Source organism: Yoonia sp. F2084L (genome assembly GCF_023015625.1).
In the GTDB taxonomy this organism is placed as follows: Bacteria; Pseudomonadota; Alphaproteobacteria; order Rhodobacterales; family Rhodobacteraceae; genus Yoonia.
Genome location: NZ_JALKAH010000009.1, coordinates 1 through 20,489, shown reverse-complemented (window position 1 = coordinate 20,489; position 20,489 = coordinate 1). Strand labels below are relative to the sequence as shown.

24 protein-coding genes, 1 tRNA gene and 1 pseudogene are annotated in these 20,489 nt (G+C 57.0%); 14 read left to right on the top strand and 12 right to left on the bottom strand.

The genetic code is table 11. The annotated features are described in order from the left end of the window. Position 1: 1 nt before the first annotated feature. Both MWU60_RS18925 and MWU60_RS18920 read right to left on the bottom strand, forming a co-directional pair. Positions 2-490, bottom strand: a complete 489-nt coding sequence (locus MWU60_RS18925; RefSeq protein ID WP_247228998.1) for a hypothetical protein — start codon at positions 488-490, stop codon at positions 2-4. 36 nt (positions 491-526) lie between these two features. Further along, complete coding sequence (locus tag MWU60_RS18920; RefSeq protein WP_247228997.1) at positions 527-1,114, bottom strand: TetR/AcrR family transcriptional regulator; 588 nt, start codon at positions 1,112-1,114, stop codon at positions 527-529. A gap of 87 nt (positions 1,115-1,201) precedes the next feature. Between MWU60_RS18920 and MWU60_RS18915 the strand changes: the two genes are divergently transcribed. From MWU60_RS18915 to MWU60_RS18880, 8 genes are all read left to right on the top strand, one after another. Next, entirely contained in the window at positions 1,202-1,432 is a 231-nt protein-coding gene (locus MWU60_RS18915; protein ID WP_247228996.1) for a hypothetical protein, read from the top strand. Positions 1,433-1,486: 54 nt separating this feature from the next. Further along, on the top strand, positions 1,487-2,773 hold the full coding sequence (locus tag MWU60_RS18910; protein ID WP_247228995.1) for a homoserine dehydrogenase: 1,287 nt from the start codon (positions 1,487-1,489) through the stop codon (positions 2,771-2,773). A 67-nt stretch (positions 2,774-2,840) separates the two neighbouring features. Next, complete coding sequence (glpX, locus tag MWU60_RS18905) at positions 2,841-3,806, top strand: class II fructose-bisphosphatase (RefSeq protein ID WP_247228994.1); 966 nt, start codon at positions 2,841-2,843, stop codon at positions 3,804-3,806. Positions 3,807-3,892: 86 nt separating this feature from the next. Further along, positions 3,893-5,656 carry a single-stranded-DNA-specific exonuclease RecJ gene (recJ, locus tag MWU60_RS18900; protein WP_247228993.1) on the top strand — a complete coding sequence of 588 codons (1,764 nt, stop codon included), beginning with the start codon at positions 3,893-3,895 and terminating at the stop codon, positions 5,654-5,656. A 74-nt stretch (positions 5,657-5,730) separates the two neighbouring features. Further along, positions 5,731-5,805 (top strand) — tRNA-Glu (locus MWU60_RS18895). 98 nt (positions 5,806-5,903) lie between these two features. After that, positions 5,904-6,332: a VOC family protein gene (locus tag MWU60_RS18890; RefSeq protein WP_247228992.1), complete on the top strand. Its 429-nt coding sequence runs from the start codon at positions 5,904-5,906 to the stop codon at positions 6,330-6,332. An 82-nt stretch (positions 6,333-6,414) separates the two neighbouring features. Then, complete coding sequence (locus tag MWU60_RS18885; RefSeq protein ID WP_247228991.1) at positions 6,415-7,209, top strand: DUF1194 domain-containing protein; 795 nt, start codon at positions 6,415-6,417, stop codon at positions 7,207-7,209. Continuing rightward, the gene (locus MWU60_RS18880) at positions 7,206-7,925 is read left to right on the top strand and encodes a DUF1194 domain-containing protein (RefSeq protein ID WP_247228990.1); all 720 of its coding nucleotides are present in this window, start codon (positions 7,206-7,208) and stop codon (positions 7,923-7,925) included. Before MWU60_RS18885 ends, MWU60_RS18880 begins: the two co-directional genes overlap by 4 nt. Before the next feature lie 152 nt (positions 7,926-8,077). Here the strand turns inward: MWU60_RS18880 and MWU60_RS18875 are convergent, their stop codons facing one another. The 3 genes from MWU60_RS18875 to MWU60_RS18865 form a co-directional block, all read right to left on the bottom strand. Then, complete coding sequence (locus tag MWU60_RS18875) at positions 8,078-8,599, bottom strand: MarR family transcriptional regulator (RefSeq protein WP_348644711.1); 522 nt, start codon at positions 8,597-8,599, stop codon at positions 8,078-8,080. 85 nt (positions 8,600-8,684) lie between these two features. Then, on the bottom strand, positions 8,685-8,957 hold the full coding sequence (locus MWU60_RS18870) for a succinate dehydrogenase assembly factor 2 (RefSeq protein ID WP_247228989.1): 273 nt from the start codon (positions 8,955-8,957) through the stop codon (positions 8,685-8,687). A 1-nt stretch (position 8,958) separates the two neighbouring features. After that, a complete protein-coding gene (locus tag MWU60_RS18865; protein WP_247228988.1) occupies positions 8,959-9,345 on the bottom strand; it encodes a helix-turn-helix domain-containing protein in 387 nt (128 codons plus the stop codon). Between the two features lie 81 nt (positions 9,346-9,426). On the opposite strand from MWU60_RS18865, the gene MWU60_RS18860 reads away from it, so the two are divergent. Both MWU60_RS18860 and MWU60_RS18855 read left to right on the top strand, forming a co-directional pair. Continuing rightward, complete coding sequence (locus MWU60_RS18860) at positions 9,427-10,629, top strand: pyridoxal phosphate-dependent aminotransferase (RefSeq protein ID WP_247228987.1); 1,203 nt, start codon at positions 9,427-9,429, stop codon at positions 10,627-10,629. Further along, positions 10,626-11,027, top strand: coding sequence for a hypothetical protein (locus tag MWU60_RS18855; protein WP_247228986.1), 402 nt, complete (start codon positions 10,626-10,628; stop codon positions 11,025-11,027). The genes MWU60_RS18860 and MWU60_RS18855 overlap by 4 nt, the downstream gene beginning before the upstream one ends. Positions 11,028-11,072: 45 nt before the next feature. Here MWU60_RS18855 and MWU60_RS18850 read toward each other — a convergent pair whose 3' ends face one another. The 6 genes from MWU60_RS18850 to proC form a co-directional block, all read right to left on the bottom strand. Continuing rightward, positions 11,073-11,564: a copper chaperone PCu(A)C gene (locus MWU60_RS18850; protein WP_247228985.1), complete on the bottom strand. Its 492-nt coding sequence runs from the start codon at positions 11,562-11,564 to the stop codon at positions 11,073-11,075. Between the two features lie 64 nt (positions 11,565-11,628). Then, entirely contained in the window at positions 11,629-12,048 is a 420-nt protein-coding gene (locus tag MWU60_RS18845) for a hypothetical protein (RefSeq protein ID WP_247228984.1), read from the bottom strand. 17 nt (positions 12,049-12,065) lie between these two features. Then, the gene (locus MWU60_RS18840; protein WP_247228983.1) at positions 12,066-12,806 is read right to left on the bottom strand and encodes a leishmanolysin; all 741 of its coding nucleotides are present in this window, start codon (positions 12,804-12,806) and stop codon (positions 12,066-12,068) included. 97 nt (positions 12,807-12,903) lie between these two features. Then, the gene (locus tag MWU60_RS18835; RefSeq protein WP_247228982.1) at positions 12,904-13,851 is read right to left on the bottom strand and encodes a D-glycerate dehydrogenase; all 948 of its coding nucleotides are present in this window, start codon (positions 13,849-13,851) and stop codon (positions 12,904-12,906) included. Beyond that, positions 13,848-14,186, bottom strand: coding sequence for a tRNA-binding protein (locus MWU60_RS18830; protein ID WP_247228981.1), 339 nt, complete (start codon positions 14,184-14,186; stop codon positions 13,848-13,850). Before MWU60_RS18830 ends, MWU60_RS18835 begins: the two co-directional genes overlap by 4 nt. After that, positions 14,179-14,994, bottom strand: a complete 816-nt coding sequence (gene proC / locus MWU60_RS18825) for a pyrroline-5-carboxylate reductase (protein WP_247228980.1) — start codon at positions 14,992-14,994, stop codon at positions 14,179-14,181. The genes MWU60_RS18830 and proC overlap by 8 nt, the downstream gene beginning before the upstream one ends. 504 nt (positions 14,995-15,498) lie before the next feature. Between proC and MWU60_RS18820 the strand changes: the two genes are divergently transcribed. After that, positions 15,499-15,831 (top strand): hypothetical protein, encoded by a 333-nt coding sequence (locus MWU60_RS18820; protein ID WP_247228979.1) that lies wholly within the window; start codon positions 15,499-15,501, stop codon positions 15,829-15,831. Between the two features lie 92 nt (positions 15,832-15,923). After that, positions 15,924-16,256 carry a hypothetical protein gene (locus MWU60_RS18815; RefSeq protein ID WP_247228978.1) on the top strand — a complete coding sequence of 111 codons (333 nt, stop codon included), beginning with the start codon at positions 15,924-15,926 and terminating at the stop codon, positions 16,254-16,256. A gap of 85 nt (positions 16,257-16,341) precedes the next feature. Here the strand turns inward: MWU60_RS18815 and MWU60_RS18810 are convergent, their stop codons facing one another. Next, complete coding sequence (locus MWU60_RS18810) at positions 16,342-16,845, bottom strand: YbjN domain-containing protein (RefSeq protein ID WP_247228977.1); 504 nt, start codon at positions 16,843-16,845, stop codon at positions 16,342-16,344. 231 nt (positions 16,846-17,076) lie between these two features. Between MWU60_RS18810 and MWU60_RS18805 the strand changes: the two genes are divergently transcribed. Beyond that, entirely contained in the window at positions 17,077-18,108 is a 1,032-nt protein-coding gene (locus MWU60_RS18805) for a M20/M25/M40 family metallo-hydrolase (protein WP_247228976.1), read from the top strand. A gap of 95 nt (positions 18,109-18,203) precedes the next feature. Further along, positions 18,204-19,610, top strand: a pseudogene (locus MWU60_RS18800) (IS1182 family transposase). Positions 19,611-20,489: the final 879 nt, after the last annotated feature.

Here is a 20,489-nt window from a genome sequence, read left to right as displayed (position 1 = left end):
ATCACTTAATCCGCAGCGCGATCTGTTCCGCCATGAACTTGGACTGACCCGCGTTCGTCACACCGCCCACACCGACACGGCGCCCAAAGCGCCACCAAAGCCCCGGCAACCACGCCCGGGGCTTTTTGGTGTGCAACACCAGCGTAAAACCGTTTGATGGTTTGAATGCAAAGGCCCCCCGCTCGACACTGCGCACATCTTCGATGCGCGCAAGCACTGTGCCTGCGCTGTCGCGCAACTCATCTTCAGTCAACTCGATGATATGTGTGGTTGCCCTGCGCAAACGCTCGGCCTGCCATAGCATCAGAATGCCAAACCCCAGCATGAAGATCATCCAAAGCAGCGCAGGCGGTTGCACCAAGGTGACGTAGACCAGTAGCGCGCCCAAACCGAATTGAACCCCATAAGCGAAGATCCGGCGCGGCGGCGAGGCCTGCACCCGCGCATAAACGCCGTTTTCATCAGGCTCAAACATGTTCGTCGTCTCCATCTTTCGAACCGCCTTAGCGTACCGCAGGCAAATTGCCTAGGCGGTGACCGAGCGCCGCACCATATCCCAGTAGATCGCCGTGATTGTGTCGGTCTTAAGCCGCCCACCTGCACGGTACCAGTTGCCGATGCCGGTGAGCATCGCGATCAGGGCCATCGTCGTCACCCGCGTGTCTGCAATGGCAAAGACACCCTCGGCCTCTCCGGCCCGCAGGATACTTTCCAATGCGTCCTCGTATTGTCTGCGCATCACTTCGATGGCAGCAAAGTTTTCCTCGGATAGATTGCGCAATTCCATATATGAGACAAAGACTTGATCCGGTTTCGGCAGGTGAAATTGAATATGAAACCGGGTAAACCCCTCCAGCCGCGCCAAAGCCGTGCCTTTCAGATCGGCATCATCCAGCGCGCACAGCAGATCGGTCATATGACCTTTCATCAGATCAAACAGCAGCGTTTGCTTGTCGGGCGTGTAGTTATAAAGCGCACCGGCCTGTATCCCGACCTCTGCCGCGATCTGGCGCATGGAAACGGCCGCATAGCCATGCCGTGCAATCAACCGCAAAGCGGCATCACGTACCTTTGGTCCGGTAATATCTGAGTGTGAGCCTTGCTTACGTGCCATAACAGCCATTTAACTGAACGCTTGTTCATATGGAAACCCCTGATCAGCGGTTGCCCACTCCTGATACTCACCGTTAGTGTGACGACCATGCGAACCCTGTTGCCTTTTGCCCTTATGCTATCCGCCTGTGCCAGCTTTCCAGAGTTGGAGGGAACCATTAGCGATGCCGCGCGCGACGCGCCCTACCCCGCGTTGAGCGAAATTCCCGTTCGGCCCGCAACCGGCAGTGGAAATGAAGCCACGATGCTGGCGCGCATTGAGGCGCTTCAAGCGCGAGCGGCCCGCATCCGCAAGATTGAAATCGGCGCGTTGCAGTAACCCCGCGCTTTCGCTAGACCCGGCAGGATAATTCGCAACGATGGACATACGCAAATGACGACACCTCTTCGCCTTGGAATTGCAGGACTGGGCACCGTAGGTGTGGGTATCGTGCGCATTGCGCAAAAACACATAGACCTGCTGGCCCGGCGCGCCGGTCGCGAGGTTCAGATCGTGGCGGTCTCTGCCCGTTCCAAAACCAAGAACCGTGATGTGGATTTGTCGAGCTACGAATGGGAAGACGACCCCGTGAAACTAGCGAAACGCAGCGATATTGATGTGTTCATCGAGGTCATGGGCGGTCACGAAGGCCCGGCCAAAGATGCGACCGAGGCCGCGATTGCTGCGGGCAAGGATGTCGTCAGCGCGAACAAGGCGCTTTTGGCGATCCACGGGCAAGCGCTGGCCGAAGCCGCCGAAGACAAAGGTCGCGTGATCCGGTTTGAGGCCGCTGTCGCAGGCGGTATACCTGTCGTCAAATCGCTGACCGAAGGTCTTGCAGGCAATGAAATCACCCGCGTGATGGGTGTGATGAACGGAAGCTGCAATTACATCCTCACCCGGATGGAAGATGCAGGGCTCAGCTATGAAGCAGTATTCGATGAGGCCAACCAGCTTGGCTATCTCGAAGCGGACCCCGAATTGGACGTGGGCGGTATTGATGCCGGACACAAGCTGGCCCTTTTGGCATCAATCGCCTTTGGCACACAGGTCGATTTTGATGCGGTTGAACTGGAAGGTATCGGATCGGTCACGATCGAAGACATCCATCAAGCGGCTGACATGGGCTATAAGATCAAACTGCTGGGCGTCGCACAGATGACAGGTCGCGGGCTGGAACAGCGCATGTCGCCTTGCCTTGTGCCGGACACATCGCCGCTGGGCCAATTGCAGGGCGGCACCAATATGGTGGTGCTGGAAGGCGATGCCGTCAGCCAGATCGTATTGCGCGGCCCCGGTGCCGGTGAAGGCCCGACAGCAAGTGCTGTGATGGGTGATGTAATGGACATTGCGCGGGGCTTGCGCGTTTCGACCTTCGGCCAACCGGCTAACACATTGCGCAAGGCACGTGCGGCACGTGCCGCTGTGCCAGCCCCCTATTACCTGCGAATGCAGTTGATCGACAAACCGGGCGCTTTGGCCAAAGTCGCACATGCTTTGGGCGAAGCAGGTATTTCTATCGACCGTATGCGCCAATACGATCACTCGGACACAACAGCCCCGGTTCTGATTGTCACACACAAAACAACGCGCACTGCATTGGAAGAGGCTTTGGTCGACTTCAAAGCCACCGGTGTTGTCACAGGTGACCCCGTCGCAATCCGGATCGAGGCGGTTTAGCGCAAACAGTCTTGCCGCCCGGGCTTGGACAGGCTTTAGGGGTGCGCAGCCACTAAAGGAAAATACCATGCCTGCCGCAACCGACTTTAACGATCGTAATCTCTCATTAGGTCTGGCCCGCGTGTCAGAAGCGGCGGCTATTGCCTGTACGCCGCTGATTGGGCGTGGTGACGAAAAAGCCGCTGATCAGGCCGCCGTTGACGCGATGCGCACGCAGTTGAACCGCCTTGATATCGCAGGCGTTGTGGTGATCGGCGAAGGCGAACGCGACGAAGCGCCGATGCTGTTTATCGGCGAAGAGGTTGGCACAGGCACAGGTCCCGGCGTGGACATCGCACTTGATCCACTGGAAGGCACGACGCTGACCGCCAAGGATATGCCGAATGCATTGGCCGTCATCGCCATGGGACCGCGCGGGTCGATGTTGCATGCCCCTGACGTTTATATGGATAAACTGGCCATCGGCCCCGGTTTTCGTCCCGGCGTCGTGACGCTTGATATGTCCCCGGCCGAGCGTGTGTCTGCGCTGGCGGCCGCCAAGGGATGTTCAACCAATGACATTACCGTCTGTGTGTTGGAACGTCCGCGCCACGAAGACATGATCGCGGAAATTCGCGGCACGGGCGCCGCAATTCGCCTGATCACTGACGGCGATGTGGCCGGTGTGATGCATTGTGCGGAACCTGAACTGACAGGCATCGACATGTACATGGGCTCTGGCGGCGCGCCCGAAGGTGTTTTGGCCGCAGCCGCGCTGAAATGCATGGGCGGGCAGATCTTTGGCCGTCTGATGTTCCGCAATGATGATGAGCGTGGACGTGCCAAGAAAGCCGGGATCACGAACTTTGACCGGGTTTATACCCGCGATGATATGGTGACGGGTGACGTGATCTTTGCCGCGACCGGTGTGACCGACGGATCACTGGTGCCAGGGATCAAACGCGAGGTAGGCTTTGTGACGGCTGAAACGATTTTGATGCGGTCCAAGACCGGATCGGTGCGCCGCATGATTTACCGTAACCCTGTCGGATAGATCAGAAGCCTCTGGCGGGAGTTTTTTGGGCAAGATGATAATGTAGCTGTGGTGCAGACAGCGCTTCCCGCATATTGTGGCTGGCAATGACCGACACACCAGATAAACCCGCTTTTTTGGATGTTACCTCCTCGGCAACTGGACGCCGCTGGATCGGCCCGACCGCTGAAGAGGACCGGCTGTCCGAGGCGATGGCACAGGACACCGGGTTGGCGGCACCGCTTTGCCGCATACTGGTCCGGCGCGGTGTGACGGCGCAAAATGCCAAGAGCTTTCTCGCGCCAACGCTGCGTGATCAGTTACCTGATCCACGTGTGCTGAAAGATATGGACAGCGCGACCGCGCGTTTTCTACAGGCGGTGAACACCAAAGAACGCATCGCTGTTTTTGCCGATTACGACGTCGACGGTGGTACATCAGCGGCCCTGCTACTCACGTGGTTGCGCGATATGGGGCTGCGGGCCACGCTTTATGTGCCCGACCGCATTGACGAAGGCTATGGCCCCAACGATGAGGCGATGGCGGCACTTGCCGCAGATCACGACCTGATCATCTGTGTTGATTGCGGCACGCTCTCGCATGGGCCAATCGCCGCGGCGGTTGGCGCCGATGTCATTGTGCTTGACCACCATCTTGGGGGCGAAACACTGCCGGATGCTGTGGCGGTGGTGAACCCCAACCGGCAGGATGAAAGCGGTGATCTGGCGCATCTTTGCGCGGCCGCTGTTGTGTTTTTAATGCTGGTCGATGTGAACCGGCAGTTGCGGGAGGCGGGACAGAAAGGCCCTGACCTGATGGCAATGCTTGATTTGGTGGGGCTGGCCACCGTTGCGGATGTGGCCCCGTTGATTGGGGTCAACCGCGCCTTTGTGCGGCAAGGACTGACCGTGATGGCGCGCCGTAACCGCATTGGGCTGACTGCGTTGGCGGATGTCGCAGGGCTGGATCAAGCCCCGACCAGCTATCATTTGGGGTTTTTGCTCGGCCCACGGATCAATGCGGGCGGGCGAATTGGCAAGGCTGACCTGGGAGCGCGCTTATTATCGACGACAGATCGGAACGAGGCCGAGGCGCTGGCGGCAAAGCTGGACGCGTTAAACACTGACCGCCGCGAAGTAGAAGCACAGGTCCGCGATCTGGCATTGGAACAAGCCACTGCCCGCGGATTGGATGGGCCGTTGGTCTGGGCAGCGGGCGAAGGGTGGCATCCCGGCGTTGTTGGTATCGTTGCGGCGCGGCTGAAAGAGGCTACCAACCGACCCGCCATCGTCATCGGTCTTGAAGGCGATGAGGGCAAAGGATCAGGGCGGTCGGTTTCAGGGATTGACCTTGGCGCTGCGATCCAGCGCACAGCAAATGAGGGTCTGCTGATCAAAGGGGGCGGGCATAAGATGGCGGCGGGCCTGACCGTGGCGCGGGACAAACTAGAGGACGCGATGGCGCGCCTGGGCGATTTGCTGGCCAAACAAGGGGCGGCCGATATAGGGCCTGCGGACCTGAAGATCAGCGGTATCCTGATGCCGGGGGCCGCAACTGTCGAACTGGTCAACCAGATCGAAGATGCCGGCCCTTTTGGCGCAGGTGCCCCTGCCCCGCGATTTGCCTTTCCTGACTGTCAGATCCACTTTGCTAAACAGGTGGGCGCAAACCATCTGAAAATCAGCTTTGGCGATGGTTTGGGCGGGCGGATTGACGCGATCAGCTTTGGCGCGATGGACGGGCCAATGGGGCCGATGTTGATGGGCCACAACGGGGCGCGATTCCATCTGGCCGGCCGTTTGGAAATCAACACCTGGCAGGGGCGACAATCGGTGCAATTGCGGCTCGAAGACGCGGCCCCTGCCCACTAAAGCCAACCTGCAAAAAACGAAAAAACCCTCTTGCGCGCCCGGCCCGGTTTCCCTAAAAGCGGCGCACCAACTGCGGTCCCTTCGTCTATCGGTTAGGACGCCAGGTTTTCAACCTGGAAAGAGGGGTTCGATTCCCCTAGGGACTGCCATTGGTCTTCCGCACATCGACAATTTGAAGCATTGGGCATTTACTGTCGCGGTCCTTCGGCTAGGCTCTTGCCAAATGACCGTAATGTGGGAGACACCGATGTCACTGAAATATCTACACACAATGGTTCGCGTGAAGGACCTTGAGAAGTCTATCGCCTTTTATGAACTGCTGGGCCTGAAAGAAACCCGACGTTTTGATCACGAAGGTGGACGCTTTACACTTGTTTTCATGGCCCCTCCGGGCCAAGAGGAATGCCCGGTTGAGCTGACGTACAACTGGGATGGTGATGATGCGCTGCCCGATGACAGCCGCCATTTCGGTCATCTCGCCTACCGTGTGCCCAATATCTATGAAACCTGCCAGCATCTGATGGACAACGGCGTAACCATCAACCGCCCGCCACGCGATGGACATATGGCTTTTGTGCGCTCGCCTGACAACATCTCGATCGAGCTTTTGCAGGAAGGTGACAACCTGCCATCGGCCGAGCCGTGGGCGAGCATGGAAAACACCGGCCATTGGTAAAGGCGGGGTTTCTCACTTGCTTCGACCTGCTGGCTGCTTTGGGTATGGCGTGTCGGCTTGCAGATTCTGAAAACGCGATGCGGTGCAAGCGGGTGCACAAGTTGACGGCGCTGATTATTGGCCGGGCGGAAACAGCAAAGGGCGCACAAAGGTGATCCGGCTTTGTATCATTCTTTTGCTTTTGCCGGGGCTTGCGCAGGCAGCCTGCCGTCAGGCGCTGTCGCTTGGTCTGGATGTGTCCAGCTCGGTTGATGATTCCGAATACAAGTTGCAACTGAACGGCGTTGTCGCCGCCCTGAACGCCCCCGTTGTTCAAGATATCCTGTTCCTGCAGCCCGATGCACCAATCCGTATCCATGTATTTGAATGGAGCGGCCCGGTGAACCAAACGGTGATTGTACCGTGGACCACGATCAGGACGCCGGATGATCTTGCCTCTGTGACGGCGCGTTTGCGTGCACATACCCGTGGTGTGGCAGCACCAAACACCGCGGTGGGGTCTGCCATGCTTGCCGGTTTTGCATACCTTGAGCAGCATCCTGAGTGCTGGGTCCGCACGCTTGACCTGTCAGGCGACGGCGAAACCAATACCGGGCCTCTGCCAGAAGAAATCCCGGACAGCCAAACACCGACCGGTGTGACTGTGAATGGCTTGGTTGTAGGGTCCGGCAACTTTTTCGGTGACATTGTGAGCGGCGAAGCGTTGGACGATCTGGTGACATATTACGAAGAAAACGTCATCCGGGGGCCTTTGGCCTTTGTTGAGGTTGCCAAGAACTTTGATGATTATGCGGAAACGATGGAGCGCAAGCTTTTGAAAGAACTGTCAGCCATGGCTGTGGGTCAGTTGGACGCTGTGCGTGGGTCCGACGGGTGATCCGGTTTGCGGTTCTCGCTTTTGTGCTGCCGGGGATGGCAGAGGCTGCTTGCCGTCAGGCCCTTGCTTTAGGTTTGGATGTCTCCGGCTCGGTTGATGCGACTGAGTACCGGATGCAATTGGATGGGCTCGCGACCGCATTGAATAGCGAGCGGGTGCAAGAGGTGTTGTTCATCCAACCAGACGCGCCAGTGCAGATACTGGTTTATGAATGGAGCGGGCCGTTTGATCAAACAGTTGTGGTGCAATGGACTCCGATTGCGACAGCACATGACTTGGCACAGATCACCGCCAAATTACGCAGCCACCGACGCGCAACAGCGGCCCCAACAACCGCGATTGGTGCGGCAATGCTGGCGGGCTTTGCGTTCCTGGATGACCGCCCCGAATGCTGGAAACGCACCTTAGACTTATCCGGGGATGGGCAAACAAACACCGGCCCACGCCCACAGGATATCGGGGCACACCGGACCCCGAATGGCGTTGTGGTGAATGGATTGGTCATCGGGTCCGGCGACAGACGCGGCGATGATGAACGCTTTGCCGACATCAAAGAGCTGTCATCTTACTACACATCCTACGTGATTCGGGGATCCGGGTCTTTCGTCGAGGTGGCCCTTGGGTTTGAAGACTATGCCGCTGCAATGGAGCGCAAGCTAATGCGTGAACTTGCCAGTCTTGTCATGGGCGAAGTTGCGCCAGATCTACGGCAATAACGGGTGCCAGAAAGAGGAATGGGCCGACACTCCAGCGTGCCGACCCACCATAACCGTGACCCTCGTAAACTACACTTTTCCAGATATAGAATCTGCCGAAGGCTTTTCAGCAGTGATATCCAGAAAAGGCCCTTTTGCCGCATACCTGCACTTCAGTAGATATAGCGGATCTGCTCTGTCCAATAGCGTTCCACGCGGCGCAGGGCCGTGGTGATGTCTTCAACGCCTTCATGGTCCAGCACGCCGCGATCCATCAATCCTTCAGAGTGGGTACGGAACAGGCGCGTGACCAGAACATGAACGCCGCGCCCCTTTTCGGTCAATCGTACCCGCACGGACCGGCGATCAATCTCACTGCGTTCGTGGTGCATGTAACCGGCCTCCACGAGTTTTTTCAGGTTATAGGACACGTTGGACCCTTGATAATAGCCGCGTGACTTCAGCTCGCCCGCCGTGACCTCGTTGTCGCCAACGTTGAATAGCAAAAGCGCCTGCACCGGATTGATTTCAAGCAGGCCAACCCGCTCAAACTCATCCTTGATCACATCAAGCAATAGGCGGTGCAGCCGCTCAACCAGGTTCAACGCATCAAGATACGAGTCCATGAAAGCCGCGCTTCGTGCCACAGACTTGTCAGGCGTCTTGCCTTCGTCCAAATCGGTATGAATGCTCATGACTGTACTGCTCCGTTATTCTGTTCGCCCCATGGGGATAAAACGAAACAAACAATAATCAGTTAAGCGCAAAACTTGTGATTAATCACGATGGCCGTGTGACGCCTTCTGCACCGGTGGCGATTTGCGTGACCAGATCCAGATATGCTGCAGGTGTCGGGAGCTGGCCGCCGACCCAGCCATAGATGTCGTGGTCGTTCTCGGACAAGAGTTGATCGTAAACCATCAGCGCCTCATCCGAGAAATCCGCCAAATGTGCATCGGCAAAGGCCGACAAGATCAAATCCATCTCCTTGATCCCACGTCGCATCGACCGCATGCGCAGCCGCTTGATCATGGTGTCGCGTGTTTCCGCCATGTCAGTCCTTCAACGCCGTCCGCAGCCGCTTTTCCAGCCGCCCTAGCTTTTCGCCCGACTGCACGATTTGCGCGCGCAGCGCACGCATTTCGGCAAGCAGATCCACAATGTCGCTAGTCATCGGGCTATCATCATCGGGGGCATCCGGGCCTTCGCCGGCCCCTGTCAAAAGCCAAGTCATCGAAACACCCAAGATGCCCGACAGCATCTGCAATCGGTTCGCCCGGGGTTCTTTCAGGTCGTTTTCCCATCCCGCAATAACCGACTGTTTGACGCCAATTTTGCCCGCCAACCCCTTTTGATCGAGGCCAGCCGCTTCGCGTGCGCCTGCCAACCGATCGCCGAAAGTAGCCGTGTCCGCGCCAAACCAGTCCTGATCGTCCGCCATGCCAATGTCCTTCGATGCTTGCCAATTGCTGTGCCCCCGTCCTATGTCACAGGCATTGCATTTTTACCATCGGATCTTCAGATGACATTTCTTTCTGCGACACTGAACCGCGTCAAACCGTCCCCGACAATTGCAGTCACAGCCAAGGCGGCTGAATTGAAAGCCACAGGTCACGACGTGATTGGCCTTGGCGCCGGTGAGCCTGATTTTGACACGCCAGCAAACATTAAAGACGCTGCCGTTGCCGCGATTGCGGCAGCCAAGACGAAATACACAGCCGTTGACGGTATTCCTGAGTTGAAGAAAGCAATCTGCGCCAAATTCAAGCGCGACAATGATCTCGCCTATGATCCCGCCCAAGTCACTGTTGGCACGGGCGGTAAGCAGGTTCTTTACAATGCCTTCATGGCGACCCTGAACCCCGGTGACGAGGTTATCATCCCTGCGCCGTATTGGGTCAGCTACCCCGATATGGTGCTTTTGGCAGGCGGAACACCGGTCACGGTAGAAGCCTCGCTTGAGGCGAATTTCAAGATCACCGCGGCCCAGCTTGAGGCGGCGATCACACCCAACACCAAGTGGTTCCTTTTCAATTCGCCGTCCAATCCAACCGGCGCAGGCTACAGCTGGTCCGAGCTGAAAGAACTGACCGACGTGCTGCTGCGCCACCCGCATGTGTGGATCATGACAGATGACATGTACGAACATCTGGCCTATGGCAATTTCAAATTCTGCACGCCTGCACAGGTGGAACCGCAGCTTTACGACCGCACCCTGACCGTCAATGGCGTCTCCAAAGCCTATGCGATGACCGGCTGGCGGATCGGCTATGCCGCCGGGCCAGAGATGCTGATCAAGGCGATGCGCAAGGTGCAGTCACAGTCCACATCCAACCCCTGTTCGGTCAGTCAATACGCTGCTGTTGAAGCGCTCAATGGCACGCAGGATTTCCTTGCACCAAACAATGTTCTGTTTGAACGTCGCCGCGATCTGGTTGTGTCGATGTTGAACAAAGCGCCCGGCATTGTCTGCCCCAAGCCCGAGGGGGCATTCTATGTCTACCCCTCTATTGCGGGGTGCATCGGCAAAACGTCAGCAGCGGGCATCGTCATCGACAATGATGAAACCTTCGCGACCGCACTTTTAGAAGAAACCGGCGTCGCCGTGGTCTTTGGCGCGGCATTCGGGCTCAGCCCCAATTTCCGGGTCAGCTATGCGACGTCTGATGAGGCCCTGAAAGAAGCCTGCCAACGCATCATCACATTCTGCGCAGGTTTGTCATGACTGAGCTTCCAAACCTTTACTTTCGCGTCCGCGATAACGGAGCAGCTGTCTTTCGGATCAATGCCGAAAACCGCGAACGGCGGATCGAGATGGATCAGATTGCCGTCATCAATACCAACCGAGGCGATTACAAAGCCCACGGTGAAAGCACGCTGTCCGAACACGAAGAAGCAGCGATAAAAGACTGGCTGCAAACCCGCCAGGCAGTGCTGGCCGCGCGCGATATGGACGATATCCATCGCGCGATGGATCACCTGAACCTGACGGCCCAATGGGCGCAGTCCAGGGCGACTGATGCACAGCTGGATGAAGTCACGGATCAGCTGCTGATGGCGATGCATGATTTGCGCAGCGTGCTGGTGCGCAAGAAAGCCGACCGGCTGATGAAATCAGGCTAATATGCAGGCAGGACGCACCGTAACGCGCCCTGCCCTCAAAATGATTTAGTTGGTCATGTCGTGGTTGCTGTGGTCCATCTCTGGGGCGCCACCAGTGCTGCGTTCTTCGACGTTAAAGACCACCTCCAACGCGCCCGCCTGTTCAAAGATCAGCGTTGCAGGGATCGTTTCGCCAACTTCAAATGGATCGCCGTTCAGCCCCATGAACATCACATGCAAACCACCGGGAGCAAACGTCACCGTCTGGCCCGCCGGGATTTCAATGCCATCGACGTGCATCATGCGTGCCACATCATCCTTCATTTCGGTCGTGTGCAGCATCACGCGGGGAAAGTCTGCCTCAACAGCAATCAACCGCTCCATCTGTGCGCCGTTGTTCGTGATCGACAGATAGCCGCCGCCGGACATGGCCGAGGAGGCGGTTTCGAAAGCCATTGGATGATGGACGACAAGGTCACCGATTCTGAATTCATGGGCTGTTGCGGTGGACGCAAAGGTGCAAAGAGCAGCCGCGGCTGCAAAAGAGGCGTATTTCATGGTCGTTCTCCAGTGTGCGGTCGTCTACCGGCCGCGTTTGTTTGATCAATTCAGATGGAGCAGATCAAACGAAAGGCGGCGCGCGCACCGGACACGAAGGGTTAGAGACATCTATGAGCGGATTAACCGAAACGCGTTTGCGGGTCTGCAAAAGGCTGGTGTCAACGTCTGACGGGGTCGTGGCCACAGCCGTTGGCGCAACTGCGCTATCCACCAGACGGCAGGCGTCACAGGTTTCGCCATTGCCAGCGCCATAACCATCAGCGCCACACAGATCATCAAGCACCCCACCGGCCGCAACATAAGCCAGCAGACTTTCGTCAATGTCGGACGGTGCGATCCGGTGCGCAAAACTTGAACCTGCCATCGCAAAGGCAAGTGCGATAACGACGAAAAAGCGTGTGAAAAGTGCAATAAAACCGCGCATCTTGTTCTTCGTATAGACCGAGACAACGCCGCGGACCAGACTTCGGGTTTGCGTCATTGTGTCATGTGCCGCGGCTAGCAGGGCACCGTTCGTGGCACGGGCCTGTCCACCCGGCACAGATCACAAATCCGCACGGCCTCGGTGATCCCCATCAGCGCCAGTTCGCGAAAGCTGGGCAGGACAAACGGATCAGCGGCGTTATAATCAACGGCATAGCCAAGGTCTTCGAATGACGCGATAGACAGCCTGCTGAGCGGACGATCTGCGCCCGACAAAAATCCGGTCAATAGCTCATCCCCAAAGATCAATTCACGCCAATGCCCTTCCCGCGTCCCGGCCCCGCCAGTATTCGCAATTGGCACAAGCGGGCCATCGTCAGGCGCGAGCGCCGCAAACTCACGGACTGAGGCAGGGCCACTAAAGCGCGGATCGTTGGTGCCTGTCGCTTCAATCAACCCGTTCAACGTCCAAAGAGTACCAAAGCCAAGCACATGGGCCATCTCGTGCAGGATCACGTCCGCAAAACTGCCCTCAGCTTCAAGACGCGCGATATCGGCGTCGTCAAACTGCATAACGCCTTTGACGGGTAGACCGGTATCTTCGCGCAGCACTGTCGGGCCCGCTTGGCCCAGAACACCCGCATCTCCATCAATTGGTTCGATGCTCGCCTCGATCAAAAGACCCGTCAGCGTGTCGCCATCAACGTCAAGCGGGTCAAACCCGGTATTCACGACGCCATCCCATCGCCGGGCGGCGTTTTCAAAAACGGTGCGACGTGCGGGGGACATATCGCCGGTAAAATCAAGCGTGATCATGTGTTTCTCCTTCAGTGCCAAAGTTAACACTTAAACAACCACAAGATGACCCCGATGATGCATGGCAGAAAGCCACGCGCAGGATATTGCCAGATAACTACACGGCTTGCGGCAAGGGACGGCCATCATCCCATGCAAAGATATTATCCAGCGCCATTTGGCCCATCGCCTCGCGCACTTCCAGCGCCGCTGTGCCGAGATGCGGCAGCAGGACGACATTCTCCATCGCGCGAAATGCGTCGGGCACAATCGGTTCTTTGGCAAAGACATCAAGGCCCGCACCGGCAATCTGGCCCTTCTGCAAGGCCGCGATCAGCGCATCCTCGTCCACCACATCGCCGCGGGCGATATTGACAAAAATACCGGTCGGCTTCATCGCAGCCAGCGCTTTGGCGTCGATAAGATGCGTATTGTCGCCACCGCCGGGCACAGTCACAACGACGATATCGCAAGCGCCCATCAAGTCGGACAGCGTTTCAACCTGCGTCGCCGGAAAATCGACCGTTTTCCTGGAGCGGTTGAAGTACAGCACCGGCATCTCAAACCCAAAGTGACAGCGGCGCGCCACCGCCTGCCCAATCCGGCCCATGCCGACGATACCGACTGTTTTGCCTGTCACATGGGTCCCCAGCATCTGCGTTGGTCCCCAGCCATCCCATTTGTCGGCCCTGACCAACCGCTCGCCCTCGCCTGTGCGGCGGCAGGTGGACAGGATCAGGGTCATACCGATGTCAGCGGTGGCGTCTGTCACAACGTCAGGGGTATTGGAAACAACCACACCCGCTTTGGCCGCAGCTTGCGTGTCGATATGGTTGTAACCGACACCAAAGTTGGCCAGAACACCGCAGCGGATATCACCGGCAAAGGTATCGGCGCTGAACTGATCGCCCAAAGTGGGCAAAATGGCATCGTAGTCGCGCAAGGCCAACGCCGCCTCATCCACGGTCAGGCCCTCGGCCGTATCGCGCACGGTCACGTCATAGCGTGCCTTGGCTGCCGCAATATTCGCCGTAGGCAGTAATCGGGTAATCAGAAGTTTCTTCAATGCAGGCGCCCTCCGATTGGCACATTGTGGTCAGGGCCGACCAGGACAACCTCACCATTTTCATCAGGCATCCCAAGGACCAGAACCTCGGACATGAATTTGCCAATCTGGCGGGGCGGGAAGTTGACGACCGCCATGACCTGACGTCCGACAAGTGTCTCTGGGTGATAATACGCGGTGATCTGAGCCGAGGTTTTCTTTTCGCCAATCTCATCGCCGAAGTCGATCCAAAGCTTGATCGCCGGTTTGCGGGCCTCTGGATAAGGTTCCGCACGCAGTACGGTGCCAACGCGCACATCGACCTTCAGGAACTCATCAAAGGTAATCTCACTCATTTGCCAACTCGCGGGACCGGTTTGCGGCGGCAGCGACAGCGCGGCGCAGCAATGGGGGAAATCCGGTATCCTCATTCATCAACACCTCTAACGCCGCCTGCGTGGTGCCATTGGGCGAGGTCACGTTGATGCGCAATTGCGCGGGCGTCTCATCAACATCCTCTGCCAATTCACCCGCACCCCCAACCGTGGCCTTGGCCAATTGCATCGCGAGATCAGCGGGCAACCCTTCGGCCTCACCTGCCGCCGCCAATGTCTCGATCAGGTGAAAGACGTAAGCGGGACCGGACCCGGACACGGCAGTGACCGCATCCATCTGCGCTTCGTCCTCAAGACGGACGGTCTGACCGACAGAAAGCAACAGCGCCTCGGCCAAATCCATGTGATCCGCCCGCACCTGCGTATTGCCCACCAGCGCCGTGATCCCCCGCCCGATTGCAGCGGGCGTATTCGGCATTGCGCGCACCAAAGGGGTCTGGGCGCCAAGTACCTCTTCAAACGTAGCAATCGAAGTGCCCGCCGCAATTGAGATCACAAGCGTTTCGCCATTGCCCAAGACTTTCACATCCGGCAGCGCCGCCCCCATCATCTGTGGCTTCACAGCAATAATAGCAACGGCAGGATGATCAGGCAGCGCGCCACCGATCTGTACCCCCTGCTCTTTGAGCCAATCCGACGGGTTGGGGTCAATCACCCAAACGGATGAGGCGGGCAGCCCGGTACGTAGCCAACCTTCCAGCATTGCAGACCCCATCTTGCCGCAGCCCAGCAAGACAAGCCCACGTTCAGCAACATCGGTCATATTCATGGATGCACCTCCCCGGATAAGTCTCGAAAGACTAGACAAACGATGGCTGAGAGAAAAGAGATGTTTTGGTCCAGCGCTTGCAGATTCGCGCCTTTGTTTTGGCCACTCAGGCGCCGCAGAGGCTTGGATTTGGTGTCACATGTGTCACGTGGGCGCGAGCGGGTGGAAACAATATGACCTCACACAAATGCGCCAAACTGTAATCTGTGAACGGCTGAAAAGTCTTTGATCCGGTTTTGCCTGCCCCTGGGGCAATTGGCGCACAGATCAGACTCTGTTTCTGTGCGTATATGCGCAGAAGTGACCCCTTAGAGCTACATTCTTCATGTCAAGCACCAAACGCGATCACATTCATCACCCTTTTCGTGATCACCCCCGGCCTTTCCGAACGGCCCCGGATACCCAATCTTTGTCTCATCGAAACGCAGCAATCACAGCGCTGCACAATCACACAAACCGCGGCAATCACGAACGCCGCAACATTTAAACTAAAGGAACAAAACCATGTCACTCAAATCAATCGCACTGATCGCCGCCACTATCGCCGCCACTGCTTCTGTCGCATCTGCTGACAGCTACTTCGCATACACTGACCGCGTGGAAAGCTCTTCCATCGTTGACCTCGGTTTGGTCCGCGCTGAAGGCGCAGGCGTCGTGGAAATCTATGACTTCTCCAAAGGTGAAGTTGGCCGTCTGCTGGGCACTGAGACAGTGAACGCCGGTGCCAATTCCGACGTCCGCGTCAACCTTGGCATCCGCCCCACACAGGACGTGATCGCCCTGCTGAAAGTTGACGGCCAGACCGTCGCCCAGCGCGACTACGAAGTGAACCGCTAATCCCCCGAGGGGCGGTGCGATGTCCCCCGCACTGCCCCACCTCTCTCCCGCAGTTCTCCCGCTGCAAACACATAATCTAAAGGAACACACCCATGTCTTTCAAATCAATCGCACTCGTCGCCGCAACTGTTGCCGCAACCGCATCTACCGCATCTGCGGACAGCTATTTCCAATTTGGTGAGCGTCTGGACAGTTCTTCTGTCCTCGAGCTTGGCATTGTCCGCGCTGAAGCTGCTGGCACCGTTGAAATCTACGACTTCTCCAAAGGTGAAATTGGTGCGCTGCTCGGCACCGAGATGGTCAACGCCGGTGCAAATGCTGATGTCCGCGTCAACCTTGGCACCCGTGCCACAAACGACGTCATCGCCCTGCTCAAGGTTGACGGCCAGACCGTCGCCCAGCGCGACTTCGATATCGACAGCTAACAAACCAATACAGGAAGGCAAACCCTTCCTGTTCCTAAGGCCGACTCCCATAATGGGGTCGGCCTTTTGGGTTCGGGTTCTGGCTCTAAGCCCGGCCGTAAGCCCCGCCGATGGCTACCTGCACGGCGTCTTCCGGCGTCCGGTCAGTCCAGGTGACCAGTTGCAAGGCTGGATAATACTGTTCACACGCAGCAACGGCAGCACCGATCATCGTATCAATCTGATCTGGTCCTGCGACCTGATCACCGGTCAGCATCAGACCATAGCGATAAACCATCAGTTTTTGCTCATCCCACCACGTAAAGGCACCCGCCCAGCAGCGGTCGTTGATCACATTCAGGGTCTCGTAAAGGGCCGGCATCCGGTCTTCGGGCGGCTCCATGTCGAAGGTACAAATCAGGCGCAACGTCTCATCATAGGCGGACCAGGCCAGTGTGATGGAATAGGTGCGCCATTGGCCTTCGACGGCCATTGCGATCTGATCGTCATGGATGCGGTCAAATTCCCACGCGTGGTGTTCTGCGATGTGCTCCACCAGATCAATCGGGTGAAGATCCTCCGCCTCGGGGAAGTGTTCGGACAATGCCATATGCTCGGCCTCACTGCGTTGGCGCTTGGGTCATGGCAGTGCCCAAGCGCTAGGTGCCTGCTCTAGGGGCGGTGTTGTTCACCTTTAATCCCTACTACATATCGTGGCCCGAACGGGGCCTAGCTGTAAAGCAATTTCTTGGGGATAAGAGCGATACAGCCAAAGATTCATGTGGATAATCGGCGGCACGCGTGGAACGAATAAGAAAGATGCCCAACCAAGGAGCACCCGATGAACACTGACCTTTTGAAACGTCTTTGCGAAATGCCCGGCGTGCCGGGCCACGAAGAACGCGTGCGCGCCCTGATCACATCCGAGATTGACGGGCTTTTTGACGCTGTCGAAACCGATCCGATGGGCTCGCTTCTGTGCCGCCGCGATGCCAAAAAGAAAGACGCGCCCAAAATCATGCTGCTGTGTCACATGGATGAGATCGGGTTTCTGGTCAGCCATATCGACAAGAACGGCTTTCTCTATGTCGTGCCCGTGGGCGGCTTTGACCCCCGCAACCTGTTTTCCCGCCGCGTGCTGGTCTGCACCGATGAGGGCGACTTCAAAGGTGTGATGAACCCCGGAGGCAAGCCCGTGCACATTTCCACCCCCGAGGACCGCAAGAAAATCCCGCAGGTGGGCGAATTCTTCATCGACCTTGGTCTGGGCAAGGCGGCCAAGGATATCGTCAAGGTCGGCGATTATGTGGTGATGGATGAACCCTTTCTTGAGATGGGGGACAAGTTCGTATCCAAAGCGCTCGACAACCGCATCGCCTGTTGGCTGGGGATTGAAGCGATCCGGCATTTGGGCAAGAAAGGGCGCGGCGCGGAAATCCACGTGGCTTTCACCAGCCAGGAAGAGGTGGGCTTGCGCGGCGCGCGGACATCCTCTTTTGCGATCAAACCCGACATCGGTTTGGGCATCGACGTGACGCTGTCCTGCGACACCCCCGGCATCCCCGACAAGGACGTGACGACGACGCAAGGCAAAGGCTTTGGCCTGCATGTGCGGGATAGTTCCTTCATTGCAGACAAGGCGTTGGTGAAGGAAATTGAAGCACTCGCGATAAAGAAAAAGATTCCCTACCAGCGGACGATGCTGGCGTCAGGCGGACAAGACGGGGCGGCAGCCCAGCAAGCGGCGGCAGGCGCACGGGCGGTCGGGATCGTCGTGGGGACGCGGTATATCCATACGGTGACCGAGATGATCGAGCGGGACGACCTGCAAGCGGCGCTGGATATTGTGGTGGCGTATTTGGGGGAGTTTTAGGCGGAATGTCGGCTGAGCGGAGATACTGTTGAAAAAGTCCGTTGATCTGATGATCCAGTCCTGATTCACTTGATTTGAGAGTGGAGGACATGGCGATGATGGGTCCAAGGCAGATTGCACAAGGCGCGCTTTTCTATGAGTTCTCAATCGAAGATTTTGTTCCGCAAGATCATGTCATGCGTGGGATTGATCGGTTTTTGGATCTGACCGATGTGCGGCCGTTGTTAGCACCATATTACAGTTCTCACGGTCGCCCATCGGTTGATCCTGAACTGATGATCCGGATGTTGCTGTTGGGCTATTGCATGGGCATCCGATCTGAGCGGCGGCTTTGCGAAGAGGTGCATGTCAATCTGGCCTATCGTTGGTTTTGCAGGCTCGATCTGGCGGATGCGATCCCTGATCATTCCACCTTTTCCAAAGACAGGCACGGCCGTTTCCGGGAAAGCGGTTTATTCCGGCATCTGTTTGAGACCGTCTTGCAGCGCTGCATTGATGAAGGACTTGTTGGTGGTCACAGCTTTGGTGTCGATGCCAGCCTGATCCCTGCGAATGCGAACCAGACGCGTGGGATCGAGAGCAAAGAAGGCTTGCCGCCGGACCTGACTGCCCGCGTCATCGACGAATATCTGGAAACGCTGGATGGTGAGGTCATGAACGCCACGCGTTCGAGTGAATGAACGAACGCATTCGGCGCGTCCACCAAGGTCGTTCCAAAATACATCTCACTGGTTGATCCTGCTGCCCGCTGGACCGGGGCAGACGGTGGGGCCGCGTTCTTTGCATATTCCACTAACTACACGGTGGATTTGGACAATGCGGTAATCGTTGACGTTGAGCCATCGGTTCCAATCAGAACCGCTGAGGCCTTTGCAGCGCGCCGCATGATCGATAGGATTGCTGATCGCTTCGACATGACACCAGACAAATTGGTCGGCGACACGGGCTACGGATCAGCAGAGATGCTGAGCTGGCTGGTCGAGGAACAGGGCATTGCCCCGCATATTCCGGTCTGGGACAAATCAAAACGGACCGACGGCACCTTCTCACGCGAAGACTTCATCTACGATACCGCAACCGACAGCTACACCTGCCCAAGCGGGAAGCGCCTGCAAACCTATCGCAGAAACTTCTCCAAGCCGCGAAAGGCAAATGGTGGCAAAGACGGCTTCATCAGATACCGCGCTTCAAAGAACGATTGCGACGCATGCCCGCTGAAGCCTCAATGCTGTCCGAAGGACAACGGGAGACGTCTCATGCGCTCCGTACATGAAGCTGCCCGAGATGTCGCCCGCGATATCCGCAAAACAGACGCCTACATGACCTCGTTCATCCAGAGGCGGAAGGTCGAAATGCTCTTCGCCCATCTGAAACGATACATCGGCGTCGCAACGATGCGGCTGCGAGGACCCAAAGGTGCATATGAACAGTTCCAACTCGCCGCAACCGCCCAAAACCTCCGGAAACTGGCGAAATTGATCCCAGCAGCATCGCCAGCGTGAAGCGGAACGAAGCTGGCCTGCTTCTCGCTCAGCATCAACCCCGCCAAAACAATGACTTTTTCAACAGTATCCGGACTTTACCGCCGTTCGTTGGCCTTACGCTTAACGTCTGCTAAGAACTGTGCCAGCACCACTACTGGCATCGGGCCCTCGCGTTATTATGAATACCCAAGATTTTACGGAACTATTCGAAAAGGAATTCGCTCACCCGCTACTCGCACATGGATTTAGCTTTGTTGGCCGAGGACAGTCGATGCGATACGTTCAAGGTAATCGAGAACTTCTCATATTGAGGCAGGGAGGACGACTGGCAAGACCCGGTACCGCGCGCTCTGTCATTTGCTTCCGACACACTTTCTTGCGTCCCATTGACAGTGATGACCCGGCAAAGGAGCCAGTATATGTTGAGGATTGCCCGAGAAAGTTGACCTTTGATGATTTCCTTTGCTGGCGTCCAGCAAAGTTGAATTATCGTCCCGAAAACTCCGGTCGGTGGACAATTCATACTCTTGGATACGCTGATGATGACGCACGCAGCGTCAGTTCAAACCTCGGGAAGCTTGCAATGATCGTAACTAAACGCATTGTCCCATGGGCCAATTCCCTAACGGAAAAAGGAGAGCTTTCGCAGATTGAAAGGTTCGGTGAAAGTGCGTGGTGTGAGAAGCGCTGGATTGAAGACTATGAACAATTTCTATGTGCGCAGCCGCAATAGCCTCTATTGGTCTTTCGAGCAGCATTAGTCAAATTGAGCCTATTTCGTTGAAAAACTCTTTGTTGATCGCAGCCTAAGTTGCTGATTCAATTCTTCCTAGATGGAGGGATTGGCGATGATGGGACCGAAGCAGGAAGCGCAAGCTGCGCTGTTCTACGAGTTCT

Excerpts from the sequence above, each read along its gene's own strand:
- MWU60_RS18830 (WP_247228981.1), bottom strand. The coding sequence starts at position 14,186 with ATGAGTGAGATTACCTTTGATGAGTTCCTGAAGGTCGATGTGCGCGTT.
- MWU60_RS18915 (WP_247228996.1), top strand. The coding sequence starts at position 1,202 with ATGCGAACCCTGTTGCCTTTTGCCCTTATGCTATCCGCCTGTGCCAGC.
- MWU60_RS18810 (WP_247228977.1), bottom strand. The coding sequence starts at position 16,845 with ATGGCATTGTCCGAACACTTCCCCGAGGCGGAGGATCTTCACCCGATT.
- MWU60_RS18925 (WP_247228998.1), bottom strand. The coding sequence starts at position 490 with ATGGAGACGACGAACATGTTTGAGCCTGATGAAAACGGCGTTTATGCG.
- recJ (WP_247228993.1), top strand. The coding sequence starts at position 3,893 with ATGACCGACACACCAGATAAACCCGCTTTTTTGGATGTTACCTCCTCG.
- MWU60_RS18865 (WP_247228988.1), bottom strand. The coding sequence starts at position 9,345 with ATGGCGGACGATCAGGACTGGTTTGGCGCGGACACGGCTACTTTCGGC.
- MWU60_RS18805 (WP_247228976.1), top strand. The coding sequence starts at position 17,077 with ATGAACACTGACCTTTTGAAACGTCTTTGCGAAATGCCCGGCGTGCCG.
- MWU60_RS18920 (WP_247228997.1), bottom strand. The coding sequence starts at position 1,114 with ATGGCACGTAAGCAAGGCTCACACTCAGATATTACCGGACCAAAGGTA.
- MWU60_RS18910 (WP_247228995.1), top strand. The coding sequence starts at position 1,487 with ATGACGACACCTCTTCGCCTTGGAATTGCAGGACTGGGCACCGTAGGT.
- MWU60_RS18845 (WP_247228984.1), bottom strand. The coding sequence starts at position 12,048 with ATGACGCAAACCCGAAGTCTGGTCCGCGGCGTTGTCTCGGTCTATACG.
- MWU60_RS18855 (WP_247228986.1), top strand. The coding sequence starts at position 10,626 with ATGACTGAGCTTCCAAACCTTTACTTTCGCGTCCGCGATAACGGAGCA.
- MWU60_RS18840 (WP_247228983.1), bottom strand. The coding sequence starts at position 12,806 with ATGATCACGCTTGATTTTACCGGCGATATGTCCCCCGCACGTCGCACC.
- MWU60_RS18850 (WP_247228985.1), bottom strand. The coding sequence starts at position 11,564 with ATGAAATACGCCTCTTTTGCAGCCGCGGCTGCTCTTTGCACCTTTGCG.
- MWU60_RS18820 (WP_247228979.1), top strand. The coding sequence starts at position 15,499 with ATGTCACTCAAATCAATCGCACTGATCGCCGCCACTATCGCCGCCACT.
- MWU60_RS18890 (WP_247228992.1), top strand. The coding sequence starts at position 5,904 with ATGTCACTGAAATATCTACACACAATGGTTCGCGTGAAGGACCTTGAG.
- MWU60_RS18870 (WP_247228989.1), bottom strand. The coding sequence starts at position 8,957 with ATGGCGGAAACACGCGACACCATGATCAAGCGGCTGCGCATGCGGTCG.
- glpX (WP_247228994.1), top strand. The coding sequence starts at position 2,841 with ATGCCTGCCGCAACCGACTTTAACGATCGTAATCTCTCATTAGGTCTG.
- proC (WP_247228980.1), bottom strand. The coding sequence starts at position 14,994 with ATGAATATGACCGATGTTGCTGAACGTGGGCTTGTCTTGCTGGGCTGC.
- MWU60_RS18875 (WP_348644711.1), bottom strand. The coding sequence starts at position 8,599 with ATGAGCATTCATACCGATTTGGACGAAGGCAAGACGCCTGACAAGTCT.
- MWU60_RS18860 (WP_247228987.1), top strand. The coding sequence starts at position 9,427 with ATGACATTTCTTTCTGCGACACTGAACCGCGTCAAACCGTCCCCGACA.
- MWU60_RS18815 (WP_247228978.1), top strand. The coding sequence starts at position 15,924 with ATGTCTTTCAAATCAATCGCACTCGTCGCCGCAACTGTTGCCGCAACC.